This window comes from Streptomyces sp. NPDC026394 (assembly GCF_055567735.1).
Window position 1 is genome coordinate 108,490 of sequence record NZ_JBVHPX010000001.1, and the last position, 16,958, is coordinate 125,447.

At 72.6% G+C, this 16,958-nt stretch carries 13 protein-coding genes and 1 pseudogene; 3 read left to right on the plus strand and 11 right to left on the minus strand.

The features are described from left to right. Positions 1-193: 193 nt before the first annotated feature. The 6 genes from ACZ4QV_RS00535 to ACZ4QV_RS00560 all read right to left on the minus strand — a co-directional run bounded on the left by ACZ4QV_RS00535 (position 194) and on the right by ACZ4QV_RS00560 (position 8,990). The gene (locus tag ACZ4QV_RS00535; RefSeq protein WP_361147185.1) at positions 194-1,657 is read right to left on the minus strand and encodes a catalase; all 1,464 of its coding nucleotides are present in this window, start codon (positions 1,655-1,657) and stop codon (positions 194-196) included. A 163-nt stretch (positions 1,658-1,820) separates the two neighbouring features. Continuing rightward, complete coding sequence (locus ACZ4QV_RS00540) at positions 1,821-3,980, minus strand: SpoIIE family protein phosphatase (protein ID WP_361147182.1); 2,160 nt, start codon at positions 3,978-3,980, stop codon at positions 1,821-1,823. Positions 3,981-4,027: 47 nt separating this feature from the next. After that, positions 4,028-4,711 (minus strand): class I SAM-dependent DNA methyltransferase, encoded by a 684-nt coding sequence (locus ACZ4QV_RS00545; RefSeq protein ID WP_361147179.1) that lies wholly within the window; start codon positions 4,709-4,711, stop codon positions 4,028-4,030. A 289-nt stretch (positions 4,712-5,000) separates the two neighbouring features. Continuing rightward, a complete protein-coding gene (gene fomD / locus ACZ4QV_RS00550) occupies positions 5,001-5,720 on the minus strand; it encodes a cytidylyl-2-hydroxypropylphosphonate hydrolase (RefSeq protein WP_467762429.1) in 720 nt (239 codons plus the stop codon). A 56-nt stretch (positions 5,721-5,776) separates the two neighbouring features. Continuing rightward, entirely contained in the window at positions 5,777-7,189 is a 1,413-nt protein-coding gene (locus ACZ4QV_RS00555; RefSeq protein WP_361147176.1) for a class II fumarate hydratase, read from the minus strand. Positions 7,190-7,295: 106 nt separating this feature from the next. Then, on the minus strand, positions 7,296-8,990 hold the full coding sequence (locus ACZ4QV_RS00560; protein ID WP_361147173.1) for a fumarate hydratase: 1,695 nt from the start codon (positions 8,988-8,990) through the stop codon (positions 7,296-7,298). A 171-nt stretch (positions 8,991-9,161) separates the two neighbouring features. Between ACZ4QV_RS00560 and ACZ4QV_RS00565 the strand changes: the two are divergent. Then, a pseudogene (locus ACZ4QV_RS00565) lies at positions 9,162-9,830 on the plus strand (DUF1707 SHOCT-like domain-containing protein); the annotation flags it as partial. Positions 9,831-10,180: 350 nt separating this feature from the next. Beyond that, positions 10,181-10,543, plus strand: coding sequence for a WhiB family transcriptional regulator (locus ACZ4QV_RS00570; protein WP_033040133.1), 363 nt, complete (start codon positions 10,181-10,183; stop codon positions 10,541-10,543). A gap of 116 nt (positions 10,544-10,659) precedes the next feature. Here ACZ4QV_RS00570 and glpX read toward each other — a convergent pair whose 3' ends face one another. After that, positions 10,660-11,691, minus strand: coding sequence for a class II fructose-bisphosphatase (gene glpX / locus ACZ4QV_RS00575; RefSeq protein WP_031000860.1), 1,032 nt, complete (start codon positions 11,689-11,691; stop codon positions 10,660-10,662). Positions 11,692-11,901: 210 nt separating this feature from the next. Between glpX and ACZ4QV_RS00580 the strand changes: the two genes are divergently transcribed. After that, positions 11,902-12,438, plus strand: a complete 537-nt coding sequence (locus ACZ4QV_RS00580) for a DUF4245 domain-containing protein (RefSeq protein ID WP_467762547.1) — start codon at positions 11,902-11,904, stop codon at positions 12,436-12,438. Positions 12,439-12,623: 185 nt separating this feature from the next. Here ACZ4QV_RS00580 and ACZ4QV_RS00585 read toward each other — a convergent pair whose 3' ends face one another. From ACZ4QV_RS00585 to ACZ4QV_RS00600, 4 genes are all read right to left on the minus strand, one after another. Then, positions 12,624-13,217 (minus strand): malonic semialdehyde reductase, encoded by a 594-nt coding sequence (locus ACZ4QV_RS00585; protein WP_030024650.1) that lies wholly within the window; start codon positions 13,215-13,217, stop codon positions 12,624-12,626. A gap of 347 nt (positions 13,218-13,564) precedes the next feature. Further along, positions 13,565-13,861, minus strand: coding sequence for an exodeoxyribonuclease VII small subunit (locus ACZ4QV_RS00590; RefSeq protein ID WP_361147168.1), 297 nt, complete (start codon positions 13,859-13,861; stop codon positions 13,565-13,567). 10 nt (positions 13,862-13,871) lie between these two features. Continuing rightward, positions 13,872-15,113, minus strand: coding sequence for an exodeoxyribonuclease VII large subunit (gene xseA, locus ACZ4QV_RS00595; protein ID WP_361618592.1), 1,242 nt, complete (start codon positions 15,111-15,113; stop codon positions 13,872-13,874). Positions 15,114-15,249: 136 nt separating this feature from the next. Then, entirely contained in the window at positions 15,250-16,746 is a 1,497-nt protein-coding gene (locus ACZ4QV_RS00600; protein WP_467762430.1) for an APC family permease, read from the minus strand. Positions 16,747-16,958 lie beyond the last annotated feature (212 nt).

The window sequence follows — 16,958 nt, forward strand, 5'->3', positions numbered from 1 at the left end:
CGGGGGGGCCCCCCGCCCCCCCGCCCCCCCCCCCCCCCCCCCCCCCCCCCCCCCCGCCCCCCCCCCCCCCCCCCCCCCCCCCCCCCCCGCCCCCCCCCCCCGCCCCCCCCCCGCCCCCCCCCCCCCCCGCCGGGGCCCCCCCCGGGGGGGGGGGGCCCCACGGCCGTTTCCGTCCCGCCGGCGGCGCTCCGGCTCAGCCGCCGTTGAACCGCGCGGCGATCCGGTCGCCGAGCGCCTTGTCCACGTTGCGCCAGTACTGCAGGGCGCGCAGCAGCACCGGGCGGCTCACGCCCTTCGACAGGTGCCCGGCGACGTTGTCCACCAGTCGGGCTCGCGCCGCGTCGTCCAGCACCTGCCGCACCTGGGTGCCCGCCTGACTCCAGTCGTCGTCGTCGCGGCGCAGCTTGTACGCCTCGCGCACCATCTCGCCCGCCGCGTGCCAGCCCGCCGGGTCGCCGAAGTTCTGCGTGTCGGCCGCCGGGCCGCCGTACGAGTTCGGCGCGTACACCGCTGCCGTACGGGACGGCTCGTACCGCATCGGGCCGTCCTTCGCGTACGAGCTGACCGTCGAGTGCGGACGGTTGGGCGGGAGCTGCGTGTAGTTCGGGCCGATGCGGTAGCGGTGGGTGTCCGGGTACGAGAACAGCCGGCCCAGCAGCATCTTGTCCGGCGACGGGCCGATGCCCGGCACCATGTTGGACGGCTCGAAGGCCGCCTGCTCGATGTGGACGAAGAAGTCCTCGGGATTGCGGTCCAGCGTCATCCGGCCGACCTCGGTCAGCGGGTAGTCGCCGTGCGGCCACACCTTGGTCAGGTCGAACGGGTTGAAGCGGTAGTCCGGCGCGTCGTCGAACGGCATCACCTGGACGTACATGGTCCACGAGGGCGCGTCACCGGCCGCGATCGACTCGTACAGGTCGCGGCGGTGCAGATCGCCGTCCTCGCCCGCCAGCCGGTCGGCCTCCTCCTGGGTGAGGAAGTCGATGCCCTGGTCGGTCTTGATGTGGTACTTGATCCAGAACCGCTCGCCGCCGCCGTTGACCCACATGTACGTGTGCGAGCTGTAGCCGTTCATGTGCCGGTACGTCTTCGGGATGCCGCGGTCGCCCATCAGCCAGGTGACCATGTGCGCCGACTCGGGCGACAGCGTCCAGAAGTCCCACTGCATGTCGTGGTCGCGCACCCCGCTGTCCGGACGGCGCTTCTGCGACCGGATGAAGTCCTGGAACTTGCTCGGGTCCCGCACGAAGAAGACCGGCGTGTTGTTCCCGACCAGGTCGTAGTTGCCGTACTCGGTGTAGAACTTCAGCGCGAAGCCGCGCGGGTCGCGCCAGGTGTCCGGCGAGCCCTGCTCGCCCGCGACCGTCGAGAAGCGGGCCAGCATCTCGGTGCGCCGGCCCGGCTGGAAGAGGTCCGCCTTGGTGAACTGGCTGACGTCGTTCGTCACCTCGAAGAACCCGTACGCGCCACTGCCCTTGGCGTGCACCACCCGCTCGGGCACCCGCTCCCGGTTGAACTGGGCCATCTTCTCGATGAGGTAGTGGTCCTGGAGCAGCAGCGGACCGTCGGACCCCACCGAGAGCGAGTACTCGTCACTCTCGACCGGGACGCCGGCGTTGGTCGTCGTACGCGGGACGTCGTGCGCGGAGCTGGTCATGGCGGAGCGCCTCCCGGTGGTGGGGTCGTCAGTCCCTTCGCACCCCAGAAGTCAACTCCGCCGACGCGGTGTCGGCAACCGTTGGACGCCGTCCGGTTCGAGACGAAGTCCGGCCGCCGGAGCGCCTCGTGGCGCCCCGGCGGCCGCGTACGGAAACCCCTGTCTAGGGAGCGCCCCCGAACGGCATCGACAGCTCGAACCACACCACCTTGCCCGTGCTCAGCCGCGTCGCGCCCCAGCGCCGGGCCATCCGGTTGACCAGGTACAGACCGCGCCCGCCCTCGTCGGACGGCCGGGCCTGGCGCAGCCGGGGCAGTTGCGGCACGTCGTCACCGACCTCGCAGCGCAGCACGTCCGTCCGCAGCAGCCGCAGCGTGATCGGCCGCTCCGCATACCGCACCGCGTTCGTCACCACCTCGCTGACCAGCAGCTCCAGCGGGTCGGTCAGCTCCTCCAGACCCCACCGGGACAGCGCCCGGCGGGCCAGCCGGCGTGCCTGCCCGGCCGTCTGCGCCTTCGGGTCCAGGTACCAGTACGCGACGTCGCTCGGCGCGATGCCGTCGAAGCGGGCCGCGAGCAGCGCGATGTCGTCGTCCCGGTCGCCGGGGCCGAGCATGTCCAGCACCTCGTCGCACAGCGGCTCCAGCGGCGGCGGGTTGGGCCCGGTCAGCCGGGCCGTCTCCGTCAGCCGCTCCCGGAGCTGCTCGATGCCGGTCCACACGTCCCGGATACGGGACTCCACCAGGCCGTCCGTGTACAGCACGAGCGTGGCGCCCGCCGGCGCGTCCAGCTCCACCGCCTCGAAGTCCACCCCGCCGACGCCGATCGGCGCGCCCGGCGGCACCCGCAGCACCTCCGCGCGCCCGCCGCGGTGCAGCATCACGGGCGGCGGATGCCCGGCGTTGGCGACCATGATGCGGTGCGCCACCGGGTCGTAGACCGCGTACAGGCAGGTCGCCATCCGGTCCGAACCGAGCCGCTGCGCCTGCTCGTCGAGGTGGTGCAGCACCTCCTGCGGCGGCAGGTCCAGCCCCGCGAGGGTCTGCGCGGTGGTGCGCAGCTGGCCCATGATCGCCGCGGACGTCATGGAGTGGCCCATCACGTCACCGACGACCAGCGCCACCCGGCTGCCGGGCAACGGGATCGCGTCGTACCAGTCGCCGCCGACCCGCGCCGTCTCCGCGGCGGGCAGATAGCGGCTGGCCAGCCGTACACCGGTGGGCTGCGGCAGCGAGTCCGGCAGCATCGTGCGCTGCAACGCGTCGGCGATGTACGCCTCGCGCCCGTACAGCACCGCCTTGTCGACACCCAGCGCCGTGTGCGTCGCCAACTGCGCCGCCACCAGCAGGTCGTCCGCCTCGAAGGCCGGGCGGTCCGGGCGGCGCAGGAACACCGCGGCGCCGATCACCCGGCGGCGGCCGCGCAGCGGCGCCAGGATCACCCGGTGCCCGGCGGGCAGGTGGGTGAGCGGGCCGAGCAGCTCCGGCAGCGCGGCACGCGCCGCCTGCACCTCGCCGAACAGCGGCCGTACGCCGCGCAGCACCTCCGCCAGCGGCCCGCCCGGCAGCACCTCGGACAGCTCCGCCGCGCTGCCGCCCATCGCGGGGCTCAGGTCCGGCTGCGCGGGCAGCATCGGCAGCCGCCCGCCGTTGGTGTCCGGCTCCTCGGGAATCCGGTCGGTACGGCGCAGCCGCAGCACCACCGGGCCGGTCGGCCGCTCGTCGCCCACCGGCAGTGGGTCGCGCAGATAGACCAGGATCGCGTCGGCGAACGTCGGCACCGTCGCCCGGCACAGCCCCAGCACGATCTCGTCGAGGTCTATGCCGCGGGCGATCCGCCGGGTCGCCGCGCCGATGAACCGCAGCCGGTCCCCGCCCGCCTGACGCGCCGCCAGCAGCTCGACGCTCTCGGCGGGCTGTGCCGGGTGCGCGGAGCGCGCGGGCGGCGCGTCCGGGCCGCCGGCCTGCTCGGGGGCGCGCCCGGCCGCCCCGCCGCGGGCGCCGGACTCCACCGGCACGCCGTGCGGCGCGGCGGGCGGCGGGACCCCGGGCCTCTCCTCGGGGCGCGGCCGGGACCGCCCGGCCCCGGCGTCCGCCCGGCCGCCGTCCGCGGCGCACGCAGAAGAATCGTCACCGCGCGGCGCGGCGGCCGACATGTCAGCCACCTCGGCCGGTCCGCCGGCCGGGGACTGCCCCGGAAGACCGCGGGGATCGGCGGCCGCGGTGCACGGCGCCGGCTCGGGTCGGCCCTGGTGCGGGGTCGCCGAGGACGCGGCAGGCGGGGCGGCCTGCCGCGGTTCGTGGGAGGTCGGGTGCTCCGTCACGCGTGGGATTCCATCCGTCCGGGGCTGCGCGCGTGGCGCGCCGCGTCTCAAGCGCGTCGCAGGTGCAGGAAGAGCTGGAACTCGGGTGGGGTGTCCGTACTGGCCGGGGCATACGCATACGAGTCCTCCCCGGTGACTTCGAAGCCCGCGTCGTGCACGACCTGGCGCAAGTCGTCCCGCAGGTAACCCGATACCCGGATCGTGCTGCCCAGGAACGGGATCGGGCAGTCGTCCAGCTCGGCTTCGACCATGGACAGGGCCAGCAGCCCGCCGGGCTTCAGCAGGGTGTGCAGCATCCGCAGGGTGTACGGAATCTCCGCGCGGGGCAGCATCAGCAGCGAGAAGAAGGCTACGGCACCGTCGAAGGAACCCGGACCGCCGAGCCGGCCGTCGCGCAGGTCGGCGATGTCCAACTGGTGGAAGCGGGCCGCGGGGACGTTGTCGCGGGCCAGCGCGACCATCGAGGGGGAGAGGTCCACACCGACGACCGTGTGCCCCGCGTCCGTGAGCTGACGGGCCGTCGGCAGGCCCGTGCCGCAGCCGACGTCCAGCACCCGCGACCCGGGCGGCAAGGCGGCCACGAGCCGTGCGGCGGCCGCGAGCTGCCCTTCCTTGTGCGGGAAGGCCTCGTCGTACCGGTCGCCGATCGCGTCGAACGCCTCCGCCTGCCCCGCCCGGTCCAGGACTAACCGGTTCAGGCCCTCGTATCCGTCGTAGCCTTCAGCGCTCACGACCTCGCCTCTCCTGCGACCGCGGTCAAGTTCGGGACTCCGCCTCGGGAGCCACGTCCGTGCAGTTCCGTGCAGTCTTGAGTTACGCCTGTGCAGTCTTGTGGAGGACGATCCTACGGTTGATCCCCAGGGGCGCATCAAGGGGGCTCACTCGCACGCCACGCCGCGCCTTCGTCCGCTCACCGGAGCGCCGGGAGCCGCCCCCCTCGTACGACCGGCCGGTGAGGCGTCGCCGGACTTCCCGCGCGGCCGGGGCGGACGCCCGCGCAGCCGCCCCGGAGCCGGGCTCTCAGTCCCGCCCGCCGGGCCCGGCCCGGTCCCAGTCCTCCGGCAGCCCCGGCACCTCCCACGCCGGATCGGGCCGCCAGTCCTCCCAGCCCGAACCGAACGGCACACCCCACGCGGCGATGTGTTCGACCGCCGCGCGGCCCGCCGCCCGTACGTCCGCCGCCAGTGCGGCCGGCATCAGCCCGTCCCGCTGGGCCTGCGCGAACTCGTCCTCGTCGCGCCACTCCCAATGCCGGTCCGGATACACGCAGATGTCCAGGTAGTGGTCCTGCGAGTCGATACCGCCCGCCCAGCGGCGACGCGGCTCCTCCAGGTTCACGTACCAGTTCTTGAAGTGCCAGCCGGGCTCCCAGAACAGCCACACCGACCAGGGGTCGCGCGGCCGGGCCAGCTTCAGCACCCCGGTGCCGAACCACTGGTCGCGGGTGGCGCGCCGCGGTTTGGTGTACCGGCTGGCGAGCGGCTCGCGGTGGACGGGCGTCCCGTCGGCCAGCACCGGCTTGACGCAGGGCGTGCCGGGCGCCATCCACACCGCGAGCAGCTCGTCGGTGTCCTGGACGACGGTCATCGGGCGGCAGATGTGGATACCGTCGCCGGCGTTGTCGCGGTACCGCCACAGGATCTGGTCACCGGGCGCCCAGCGTCCCGGCGTCTCCGCGGCGGCCCGCGTGTCCTCCGCCCCGGCGGCGCCCTTCCTCGTCTCCACCATGTCCGCTGTCATGAGCAGATCCTAGGGGCGCACCGGTGTCCTCGCTGTGACGGAAGCCGCACCGTCCGTTACGGATGTGTCATGCTCAGTACGTCGAGTGCCTCGTCCAACTGCTGTTCCGTCAGCAGCCCCTGGTCGACGTAGCCGGACTCGACGACCACCTCGCGGATCGTCTTCCGCTCGGCCAGGGACTTCTTGGCGACCTTGGCGGCCTCCTCGTACCCGAGGTACTTGTTGAGCGGGGTGACGACGGAGGGCGACGACTCGGCGTACTCACGGGCCCGTTCGGCGTTGGCGGTGATCCCGTCGACCGTGCGGTCCGCGAGCAGCCGGGAGACGTTGGCCAGCAGCCGTACCGACTCCAGCACGTTCTTCGCGATGACCGGCAGCATCACGTTCAGCTCGAAGTTGCCCGCGGCGCCCGCCGCGGCCACCGTCGCGTCGTTGCCGGTGACCTGCGCGGCCACCATCAGCACCGCCTCCGGGATCACCGGGTTGACCTTGCCCGGCATGATGGACGAACCGGGCTGGAGGTCGGGCAGGTTGATCTCGGCGAGGCCGGTGCGCGGCCCCGAGGACATCCAGCGCAGATCGTTGGCGATCTTCGTCAGGCCGACGCCGATGGTGCGCAGTTGCCCGCTGGTCTCCACGACCGCGTCGCGCGCGCCCTGCGCCTCGAAGTGGTTGCGCGCCTCGGTCAGCGGCAGCCCCGTGGTCCGCGCCACCTCGGCGATCACCGCGGCGGGGAAGCCGGGCGGGGTGTTGATGCCGGTGCCCACCGCCGTACCGCCCAGCGGCAGTTCGGCCAGCCGCGGCAGCGCGGACCGCAGCCGCTCCACGCCGTAGCGGACCTGCGCGGCGAAGCCGCCGAACTCCTGGCCGAGGGTGACGGGCGTGGCGTCCATCAGATGCGTCCGCCCCGCCTTCACCACCTCGGCGAACTCGGTCTCCTTGCGCTCCAGCGCGGCCGCCAGGTGCTCCAGCGCCGGGATCAGGTCGTGGGTGACGGCCGCGGTCGCCGCGATGTGGATCGAGGACGGGAAGACGTCGTTGGACGACTGGGAGGCGTTGACGTGGTCGTTGGGGTGCACGTCGCGGCCCAGCCGCTCGGTGGCGAGGGTCGCGAGCACCTCGTTGGTGTTCATGTTGGACGACGTACCGGACCCGGTCTGGAACACATCGACGGGGAAGTGGTCGTCCCACTTCCCCTCCGCGACCTCCGCCGCGGCCTCCTGGATCGCCGCCGCCACGTCCTCGTCCAGCACGCCCAGCCCGGCGTTGGCCTTGGCCGCCGCGGCCTTGATACGGGCCAGCGCCTCGATGTGCGCCCGCTCCAGCCGCTGCCCGGAGACCGGGAAGTTCTCCACCGCCCGCTGGGTCTGCGCCCGCCACTTCGCGCGGGCGGGCACCCGCACCTCGCCCATCGAGTCGTGCTCGGTCCGGTACTCGCCGTTGTCGCCGCTCAGGCCGTTGTCGCTCATACCTCTGTCAGTGCCCGGGAACCGTGATTCTGTTCCCGGGCACCGGCAGGTTTCGTCCGTCAGGCGGTACGCGCGGAGCGAACCGCCGCAGAGGGGCGTACGGCCGTCAGGCGGTCCGCACCGGGATGCTGGTGAACGTCGGAGCGGGCGCCGGGTCCTGGAAGAAGTCGTTGCCCTTGTCGTCCACGACGATGAACGCCGGGAAGTCCTCGACCTCGATCCGCCAGACCGCCTCCATGCCCAGCTCCTCGTATTCGAGGACCTCGACCTTCTTGATGCAGTCCTGCGCCAGGCGCGCCGCCGGGCCGCCGATCGAGCCCAGGTAGAAGCCGCCGTGCGCGGCGCACGCGTCGGTGACCTGCTTCGAGCGGTTGCCCTTGGCCAGCATGACCTTCGAGCCGCCCGCCGCCTGGAACTGCTCGACGTAGGCGTCCATCCGGCCGGCCGTGGTCGGGCCGAAGGAGCCGGACGCGTACCCCTCGGGGGTCTTCGCCGGGCCCGCGTAGTACACCGGGTGGTTCTTCAGGTACTCGGGCATCTCCTCGCCCGCGTCCAGCCGCTCCTTGATCTTCGCGTGCGCGATGTCGCGGGCGACGACCAGCGTGCCGGTGAGCGACAGCCGGGTCTTGACCGGGTGCCTGGTCAGCTCGGCCAGGATCTCGTCCATCGGCTGGTTCAGGTCGATGCGCACGGCATCGAGGTCCGGGCCCGCGCCCTCGGTCAGCTCCGCCTCGGTCGTCTCCGGGAGGAAGCGCGCCGGGTCCTTCTCCAACTGCTCCAGGAAGACGCCCTCGGCGGTGATCTTCGCGACGGCCTGGCGGTCGGCGGAGCAGGAGACGGCGATGGCGACCGGGCAGGACGCGCCGTGCCGGGGCAGGCGCACCACGCGCACGTCGTGGCAGAAGTACTTGCCGCCGAACTGCGCGCCGATGCCGATCTTCTGCGTCAGCTCGAAGACCTTCTCCTCCAGCTCCTTGTCCCGGAAGCCGTGGCCGGTGGGGGAGCCCTCGGCGGGCAGCTCGTCCAGGTAGTGCGCGGAGGCGTACTTGGCGGTCTTCATCGCGTACTCGGCGCTGGTGCCGCCGACGACGATCGCCAGGTGGTACGGCGGGCAGGCGGCCGTGCCCAGCGAGCGGATCTTCTCCTCCAGGAACTTCATCATGCTCGCCTCGTTGAGGACGGCCTTCGTCTCCTGGTAGAGGAAGGACTTGTTGGCGCTGCCGCCGCCCTTGGCCATGAACAGGAACTTGTACGCGTCCCCGTCGTTCGCGTACAGCTCGATCTGGGCCGGGAGGTTGGAGCCGGTGTTCTTCTCGTCCCACATGGTCAGCGGGGCCATCTGGGAGTAGCGCAGGTTGAGCTGGGTGTACGCGTCGTGGATGCCGCGGGAGAGCGCTTCCTCGTCACGGCCCCGGGTCAGTACGTTCTGGCCGCGCTTGCCCATGACGATGGCGGTGCCGGTGTCCTGGCACATCGGCAGCACGCCCGCCGCCGCGATGTTGGCGTTCTTCAGCAGGTCCAGCGCCACGAAGCGGTCGTTGGCGGACGCCTCGGGGTCGTCCAGGATGCGGCGGAGCTGGGCGAGGTGCGCCGGGCGCAGGTAGTGCGCGATGTCGTGCATCGCCTCGGCGGCCAGCTTGCGCAGCGCCTCCGGCTCGACCTTGAGGAACGTGCGTCCGTCGGCCTCGAAGGTGCTCACACCCTCCGAAGTGACCAGGCGGTAGGGGGTGTTGTCCTCGCCTACGGGGAGCAGGTCGGTGTAGGCGAATTCCGGGCCGGTTGGGTGGGAGGCGGGGGGCATCAGGGGTAATTCCTCACTGGGCGGTGGATTTCGGCTGACATCTGCGGCAGCGCCTGACCAGCGTAGAACCCCGGCTCCCGGTCGCCGCTGTGAGGTAAGGCTCACCTGGAACGCCTTCGGGGTCGCGCGTCCTCTAGTCGCGATCTATCGCGTTTCGGTAGGCTGCCTCCCGTGGACGAATCGTCGCTCGCCAAGCGAGCCCAGCAGCCGGTGCACCTGACCAAGCCCGTGGCCGAGGCCGAGCTGAGGGCCTCCGACGCCGACCGGGACCGGATCGCGGAGATCCTGCGCGAGGCGCTGGCCGTCGGGCGGCTGGACGCCGAGGAGCACTCCGAGCGCATCGACCTGGTCTACCGCGCCAAGACGATGGGCGAACTGGAGCCGCTGGTACGCGACCTGCCCGCGGAGGGCGGTGTCCCCGGGCCCCGGACCCCGGCCGCCGCGTACGAGGCGGAACCGGGCGGCGCGCTGCCGGACCAGAGCATGGTCGCGATCTTCAGCGCCTCGACCCGCAAGGGCCGCTGGCGGGTGCCGTCCCGTATCAACGCCGTCGCGATCTTCGGCAGCGTGGAGATCGACCTGACCGAGGGGATCTTCCAGCAGCAGCAGGTCCGGATCAACGTCACCTCGATCTTCGGCAGCGTGGAGATCCGGGTGCCCGAGAACGTCACCCTGCGCAGCAACGGTTCCGGCGTGCTCGGCTCCTTCGAGGTCGAGACCAACGAGTCGGCGGACGCCGACGCCCCGGTCGTCCTCGTCAACGGCTACGCGGTGCTCGGCAGCGTCGAGGCACGGGCCAAGCGCGGCAAGTGGCTGCGCGACCTGCGCGACGACCTGCGCGGCGCCCGGCGCGCGTGGCAGGAGCAGCGGCGCGACGAGCGCCGTGACCGGTACGAACAACGCCGGGACGAGCGCCGGTCCTGGCACGAGCAACGCCGGGACGAGCGGCCCGGGCGGCTGCACGGCGGTCACCGCGACTGACGGGGGTAACGGCGGCGACCGTCGCCGGAGCCGGTGTCTCCGCGGCGCGTCCGCACTGCTCGGCGGCCGTTCGCAACCGTGTGCATAAGCACGCGTACAGCGGGTAGGGCTGGTGCATCGTCTCTCGTACGGCTGCGGGGTGCGAAAAGTCGTGCGCAGCGAGACGGGCAAGGGTGACTCTTCGCCGAAGCCGTCGTCAGGAGTAGACCGTGCTGCTACCGCATCAGCCTCTGCAGGACACCGCAGTTGTTCCGTCCCAGCGGGTTCCCTCTCGCGAAGAGGCCGGTCCCTGGCACGCGGAGGCGGTGTGCCGCCGTGACGAGGCGGGCCTGTTCTTCGCACCGTCCAAGGAGCCGACCGCCGCGCGCCTGGCGAGGGAGGAAGCCGCCAAGCGGGTCTGCGCCCGCTGCCCGGTGATGATCGAATGCCGGGAGCACGCTCTCGTGCAGCCGGAGCCCTACGGGGTGTGGGGCGGCCTGACCGCCGCCGAACGCCGGGTCGTGCTGGCCCGCCGCCGGCGCCGGGAGACCGAGCTGCAGCGCTCGGCCCGTATGCAGGCCGCCGCCGGTTGAGCGGCCCGTGCGACCGGCACGCGTGACGGGCCGGGACCCCGCCGGGAAGACGGCGGAGTCCCGGCCCGGGTGTTTGCGGGGGCCGGCGGACCGGGGCCGCAGGGCCTGGTGGTGGCCTAGTTGGGGCGCTCGAAGTCGACCGAGCTGTACGCGCGCAGCTTGGAGAGCCGGTGCTCGGAGTCGACCCGGCGGATCGTGCCGGACTTGGAACGCATCACCAGCGACGAGGTGGTCGCGGTCTCGGCGCGGTAGCGCACCCCGCGCAGCAGGTCGCCGTCGGTGATGCCGGTGGCGACGAAGAAGACGTTGTCGCCGCGGACCAGGTCGTCGGTCTGCAGCACCTTGTCCAGGTCGTGCCCGGCGTCGATCGCGCGCTGCCGCTCCTCGTCGTCCTTCGGCCACAGCTTGGCCTGAAGGGTGCCGCCCAGACACTTCAGCGCGCACGCGGCGATGATGCCCTCCGGCGTACCGCCGATGCCCAGCAGCAGGTCGACGCCGGTGCCCTCGCGGGCCGCCATGATCGCGCCGGCCACGTCGCCGTCGGAGATGAACTTGATCCGGGCGCCGGCCTCCCGTACCTCCTTGACCAGGCCCTCGTGGCGCGGCCGGTCCAGAATGACGACGGTGACGTCCTCGACGGCGGACTTCTTGGCCTTGGCGATCCGGCGGATGTTCACGCCGACCGGCGCCGTGATGTCGACGAAGTCGGCGGCCTCCGGGCCGGTGGCCAGCTTGTCCATGTAGAAGACCGCGGACGGGTCGAACATCGCGCCGCGCTCGGCCACGGCCATCACGGAGACGGCGTTGGCCATGCCCTTGGCCGTCAGCGTCGTACCGTCGACCGGGTCCACGGCCACGTCGCACTCGGCGCCGGTGCCGTCACCGACCCGCTCGCCGTTGTAGAGCATCGGGGCGTTGTCCTTCTCGCCCTCCCCGATGACCACGACACCGTTCATGGAGACGGTGTGGATCAAGGCGCGCATGGCCTTGACGGCGGCGCCGTCGGCGCCGTTCTTGTCGCCGCGCCCGACCCAGCGGCCCGAGGCCATGGCTCCGGCTTCGGTCACCCGGACGAGCTCCAGCGCGAGGTTGCGGTCGGGAGCCTCGGGGCTGACCTCTAGTTGGGACGGCAGATGATGCTCGGTCATCGAGCGCACCTTTCTGTACGGCGACGGCCGGAATGGTGAGGGTGGCTATGACTTTATCGGTACGTCGCCAAAATGAGCAGCGGGCCCTACGCATGAGCGGCGACAAGGAGCCATGCGGGCGTGTCCCCGCACCGCGGGCGCCGGACGCCCGCGGGGCAGGGGGGTGTCTTCGCGGAGCCGGGGATGGGGGACCATAGAGGCGTGGCAGGTATGCGAGGCAAGCAGACGGTTCGGGACATGGTCCTGTCGATGGCGGTGATCGGCGCCCTCGTCGCGGGCATCTATGTCTTCATCCCGCACAACGACAGCAGGACCGCCGAGGTGAACGCGGTCAAGACGGTCGACTACCGCGTCGAACTCGCGACCGCCCGGCGCGCCGCGCCGTATCCGGTCGCCGCGCCCAAGGGCCTGCCCGAGGGCTGGCGCGCCACCTCCGTCTCGTACAAGGCGAGCAAGGACGGCAAGGGCGGCGCCTGGCATCTGGGCTTCCTCGACCCGGAGCAGGAGTACGCGGCGCTGGAGCAGAGCGACGCGCCCGCCAAGAAGTTCGTCCAGGACGTCACGCTGGGCGCCGAGAAGGCCGCGGGCAAGCAGGTCGTCGGCGGCGCGAAGTGGGACCGCTACAAGGGCGAGAAGTACCGCGCGCTGGTGCGCGAGCAGGAGGGCGTCACGACCGTCCTCACCGGCACCGCGCCGTACGGACGCCTCGCGGAGCTGGCGGCGTCGCTGGAGGCGAAGAAGGACTGACCGGCCGGTCGGCGGATCGGCCGGTCCGGATGTGTACGACGAGGCCGCCGCACCCGGGATGGGTGCGGCGGCCTCGTCGTGTGTGGCGCTCGGGCTCAGACGGTGGTGACGGCCTCGTCAAAACCCAGCCGCGGCGAACGCGGGCTGTGTCTTTCCGGGGGGCGACCCCCGGACCCCCAGCCGGCTCAGACGGTGGTGACGGCCTCGTCAAAACCCAGCCGCGGCGAACGCGGGAAGAACGCGTCGGCGCCCGGCTTGCCGATGTTGATGACCATGAAGGACTTCTGCTTGCCGTCGCCGAAGAACTCCTTGTCGATGCCGGCGAAGTCGAAGCCGGTCATCGGGCCCGCGGCCAGGCCCGCCGCGCGGACGCCGACGATGAAGTAACCGGCCTGCAGCGTCGCGTTCTGGACGCCGGCGACCTCACGGACGGCGGCCTCGGAGAAGAACGTGTCCTTGATGCCGGGGGCGTGCGGGAACAGCGTCGGCAGCTTCTCGTGGAAGTCGAGGTCCGTGGAGAGGATCACGGTCAGCGGCGCGCTCAGCGTCTTCGGGCCGTTGGCACCCATCGCGTGCCGCACCAGGCGCTCGCGGGCGTCCTCGGAACGGACCATGGTGATGCGCAGCGGCGACTGGTTGAAGGCGGTGGGGGCGTACTTCACCAGGTCGTAGATGGCCTGCACCTGCTCGTCCGTCACCGGCTCGTCCGTGAACGAGTTGGCGGTCTGGGCCTCGCGGAAGAGGAGGTCCTGGGCGGCGGCGTCGAGCGCGAGAGACATGAGGGCACCTCGTAAGTCGGGATTTCCGTGTTCGTCATCAACTGTAACCAAGATAGATTAAGTTTCAACTAATACGGTGGAATCGTGACCCGATTCACAAGGGGTGGGCGCCGCGGACGCACCGGGTGCCGCGGACGTTCCGGGTGCTGCGGACGCCCCGGGTGCTTCGGCGCCCGGGGCTTGGGGAGCTTCGGGGCGTGAAGGGCTGAGGGCGCGCGGCGGCACGGCGGCACGGCGGCCGGACATTGGGTGCCGGGTGCCGGGTGCCGGGTGCGGGGCGCGGGTGCTGGGCCCCGGCCTGTGTGGGGCGCCGAGCGAGGGGGTGAGGCCCCCGCCCTCCCCGCCCGCTACCCGGCCGCGTCCTCGCCCGTCCCGTCCTCTTCCGCTGCCGCTTCCTCCGCCAGCGCCGCGTCCAGGCGCGCCCGCGCTCCGTCCAGCCAGCGGCGGCAGACCTTGGCCAGCTCCTCGCCGCGCTCCCAGAGAGCGAGGGACTCCTCCAGCGTGGTCCCGCCGGCCTCCAGGCTGCGGACGACCTCGATCAGCTCGTCCCGGGCCTGTTCGTACCCGAGCGTGGATCCGTCCGACTGCGCCGCGTCCGCCGTGCCGTCCGCCACCGTGTCGTCGTCCGTCTTCGCCTTCGCCATGGCTCCCACCCTATTCCGGGGGTGTGACATCGGACCGTGAGCCGTTCCCGGACACCCGTACCCGGAACTCGCCCTCGGCGACCCGGGCCCGGAGTTCGTCGTCCGGCGCGACCTCGTGCGGCGACCGCACGGCCGAGCCGTCCGGCTTCTGGAGCACCGCGTAGCCACGCTCCAGGGTCGCCTTGGGGGAGAGGGCGACGACCCGCGCCAGCGTGTGCGACAGCTCCGAGTCGGCCCGGTCCAGCAGATGCCCCAGGGTGCGTCGGCCGCGCTCCAGCAGGGCTGTGACCTGGTCCTCGCGTTCCTCGACCATCCGGTGGGGCCGCTGCATGGAGGGCCTGCTCAGGGCCGCGGCCAGGCCCCGCTCCTCGCGGTCCAGACAGCCGTTGATCGCACGCAGCGCCCGCTCGCGCAACTGCTGGATGCGGGCGAACTCCTCGCCGACGTCCGGTACGACCTTCTTCGCCGCGTCCGTCGGGGTCGAGGCGCGCAGGTCGGCGACCAGGTCCAGCAGCGGCGAGTCCGGTTCGTGGCCGATCGCGGAGACGACGGGGGTACGGGCGGCGCCCACGGCCCGAACGAGCTGCTCGTCCGAGAACGGCAGCAGGTCCTCGACGCTGCCGCCGCCGCGCGCCACGATGATCACGTCGACCTCGGGGAGCGCGTCCAGCTCCTTGACCGCCTCGATCACCTGGGGCACCGCGTGCACGCCCTGCACCGGCACGTTGCGCACCTCGAAGCGGACCGCCGGCCAGCGCAGCCGGGCGTTCTCCAGGACGTCCCGCTCGGCGGCGCTGGCCCGGCCGCACACCAGGCCGATCAGTTGCGGCAGGAACGGCAGCCCCCGCTTGCGCTCCGACCGGAACAGGCCCTCGGCCGCCAGCGACTTCTTCAGTTGCTCCAGGCGCGCCAGCAGCTCGCCGACGCCCACCGGTTTGATCTCGGCGGCCCGCAGCGAGAGCTGGCCGCGCGGGGCGTACCACTCCGGCTTGGCGTGCACGACGACGCGCGCGCCCTCGCTGACCACGTCCGCGACCTTGTCGAAGACCTGGCGGTAGCACGTCACGCTCACCGAGATGTCGTACGACGGGTCGCGCAGTGTCAGGAAGACCACACCGGCGCCCGGCCGCCGGGACAGCTGGGTGATCTGCCCCTCGACCCAGACGGCCCCCAGCCGGTCGATCCACCCCCCGATGAGCCGCGACACCTCGCCGACGGGGATCGGCGCCTCCGCGGACGTCCTCACACTCATGTCACGAGCGTATAGCCCGGCACTGACAGCGCCGGGGCGCGCGGCTCCGTGCCCGTACAGACCGCCGCGGCACAGACCGCCGCGGCGTCAGCCACCCGCCACTCCGGCTCCGTCGCCGGTACGGCCGGTCGCGGCGTCAGCCACCCGCCGCTCCGGCCCTTCGGCGCCCGTACTGCACCCCCAGTACCACCAGCCCCACCACCAACCAGGCCGCTCCGACGATCTGCGCGGTCCGGGACGCCTCCACGACGACCGCGACCACCACGCCCAGCCCCAGTACCGGCACCAGCACGTGTTTGAGGACGCTCGGCCGCTCGGCCCGCTTGCGTACCCAGAACCAGCCGATCACCGAGGCGTGCAGCAGCCCGAAGGCGGTCAGCGCGCCCACGTTGACGATCGAGGACAGGTGGTCCAGCCCGTCGTCGCGGCGGGCCGCCCACACCGCCGCGACCAGCGTCACCACCGCGGCGCCCAGCAGCGCCCGGCGCGGCACCCCGCTGCCCGCGTCCACCTTCGACATCGCGCCCGGCAGCCGCCGGTCCCGCGCCATCGCGAACAGCAGCCGCCCGGCCGCCGCCTGCCCAGCCAGCGCCGCGAACGCCGCCCCGACGGCCTTGCTCGCCGCCACCAGCTTTTGCAGCCCCTCGCCGGCGGCCGCGTCCGCCGTCGTGTAGAAGGCGTCGCCCTGTTCGGCGGGCCGGTCCGCCAGCTCAGCCGCCGACATCGGCGCCAGCAGCGCCGCCAGGTACGTCTGTACGGCGAACAGCACCCCCGCGATGACCAGGCAGGTCAGCACCGCCCGCGCCACCCGCACCCCGCCCGACCGTCGCCCGCCGCCCTTCCCTGGACGCGCTTCCTTCGCCTCTTCCGCGAACGACGCGATCGCATCGAACCCCAGGTACGACAGCACCGCGACCGACACCGCGGCCAGCACCGCACTCGTGGAGAACGCCCCCTCGCCGGTCAGCGGCGCCGACCAGCCGCGCTGCGCCCCGTCCGTGGCCAGCACCCACACCGCCACCACCACGAACACCACCAGCACCGCCAGCTCCATCGCCAGCACCACGAACCCGGCCACCGCCGCCGTCCGTACCCCCAGGAGGTTCAGCAGCGTGGTGACGACCACCGCGAGTGCCGTCCACACCCACTGGTGCACGGACGGCACCAGCGCGTGCATGGCGATGCCGGAGAAGAGGTACGCCACCGCCGGGATCAGCAGGTAGTCGAGCATCGCCATCCACCCCGCGACGAAGCCCGCCCCGTCGCCGAGCCCGGCCCGCGCGTAGGTGAAGACCGACCCGGCCTGCGGCGCGACCCGCACCATCTGCGCGTACGAGTACGCGGTGAAGGCCATCGCGACCGTCGCCACCACGTAGACGGCGGTGATCGCGCCGTGCGACTTGGCCTGAAGCGTGCCGAAGATTCCGACGGGGGCCATCGGGGCGATGAACAGCAGCCCGTAGACGACCAGGTCGCGGAAGGACAGCGTGCGCCGGAGCCCGCCGCCGTCGGGCGGCACGGCGGCCGCACCGGCCGCCGTGGCGGTACCGGAGGAGGCGTCGCGCGACGCGTCTCCGGGGGCGGAGGGCGGCGGGCGACGGGCGGGCGGGTTCGGCTCGGACGGTGCGCTCATGACGGTCACTCCAGCAGGGGACGTACGGCCGACGATGATCGTCGGCTGTCTCCCAGCTTCGGGCAAGCCCGCGTCCCGGGCGGGGGTGACGCGCCAGGAGAGGCGGTCGGGGGAGGCAGCCGAGGAGGCGAAGGGGGTGCGTGGCGGGAGCCGGGTGGGCGCGACGGGGGAGCGTGGCGGAAACCGGAGGGGCGCGACGGGGGAGCGTGGCG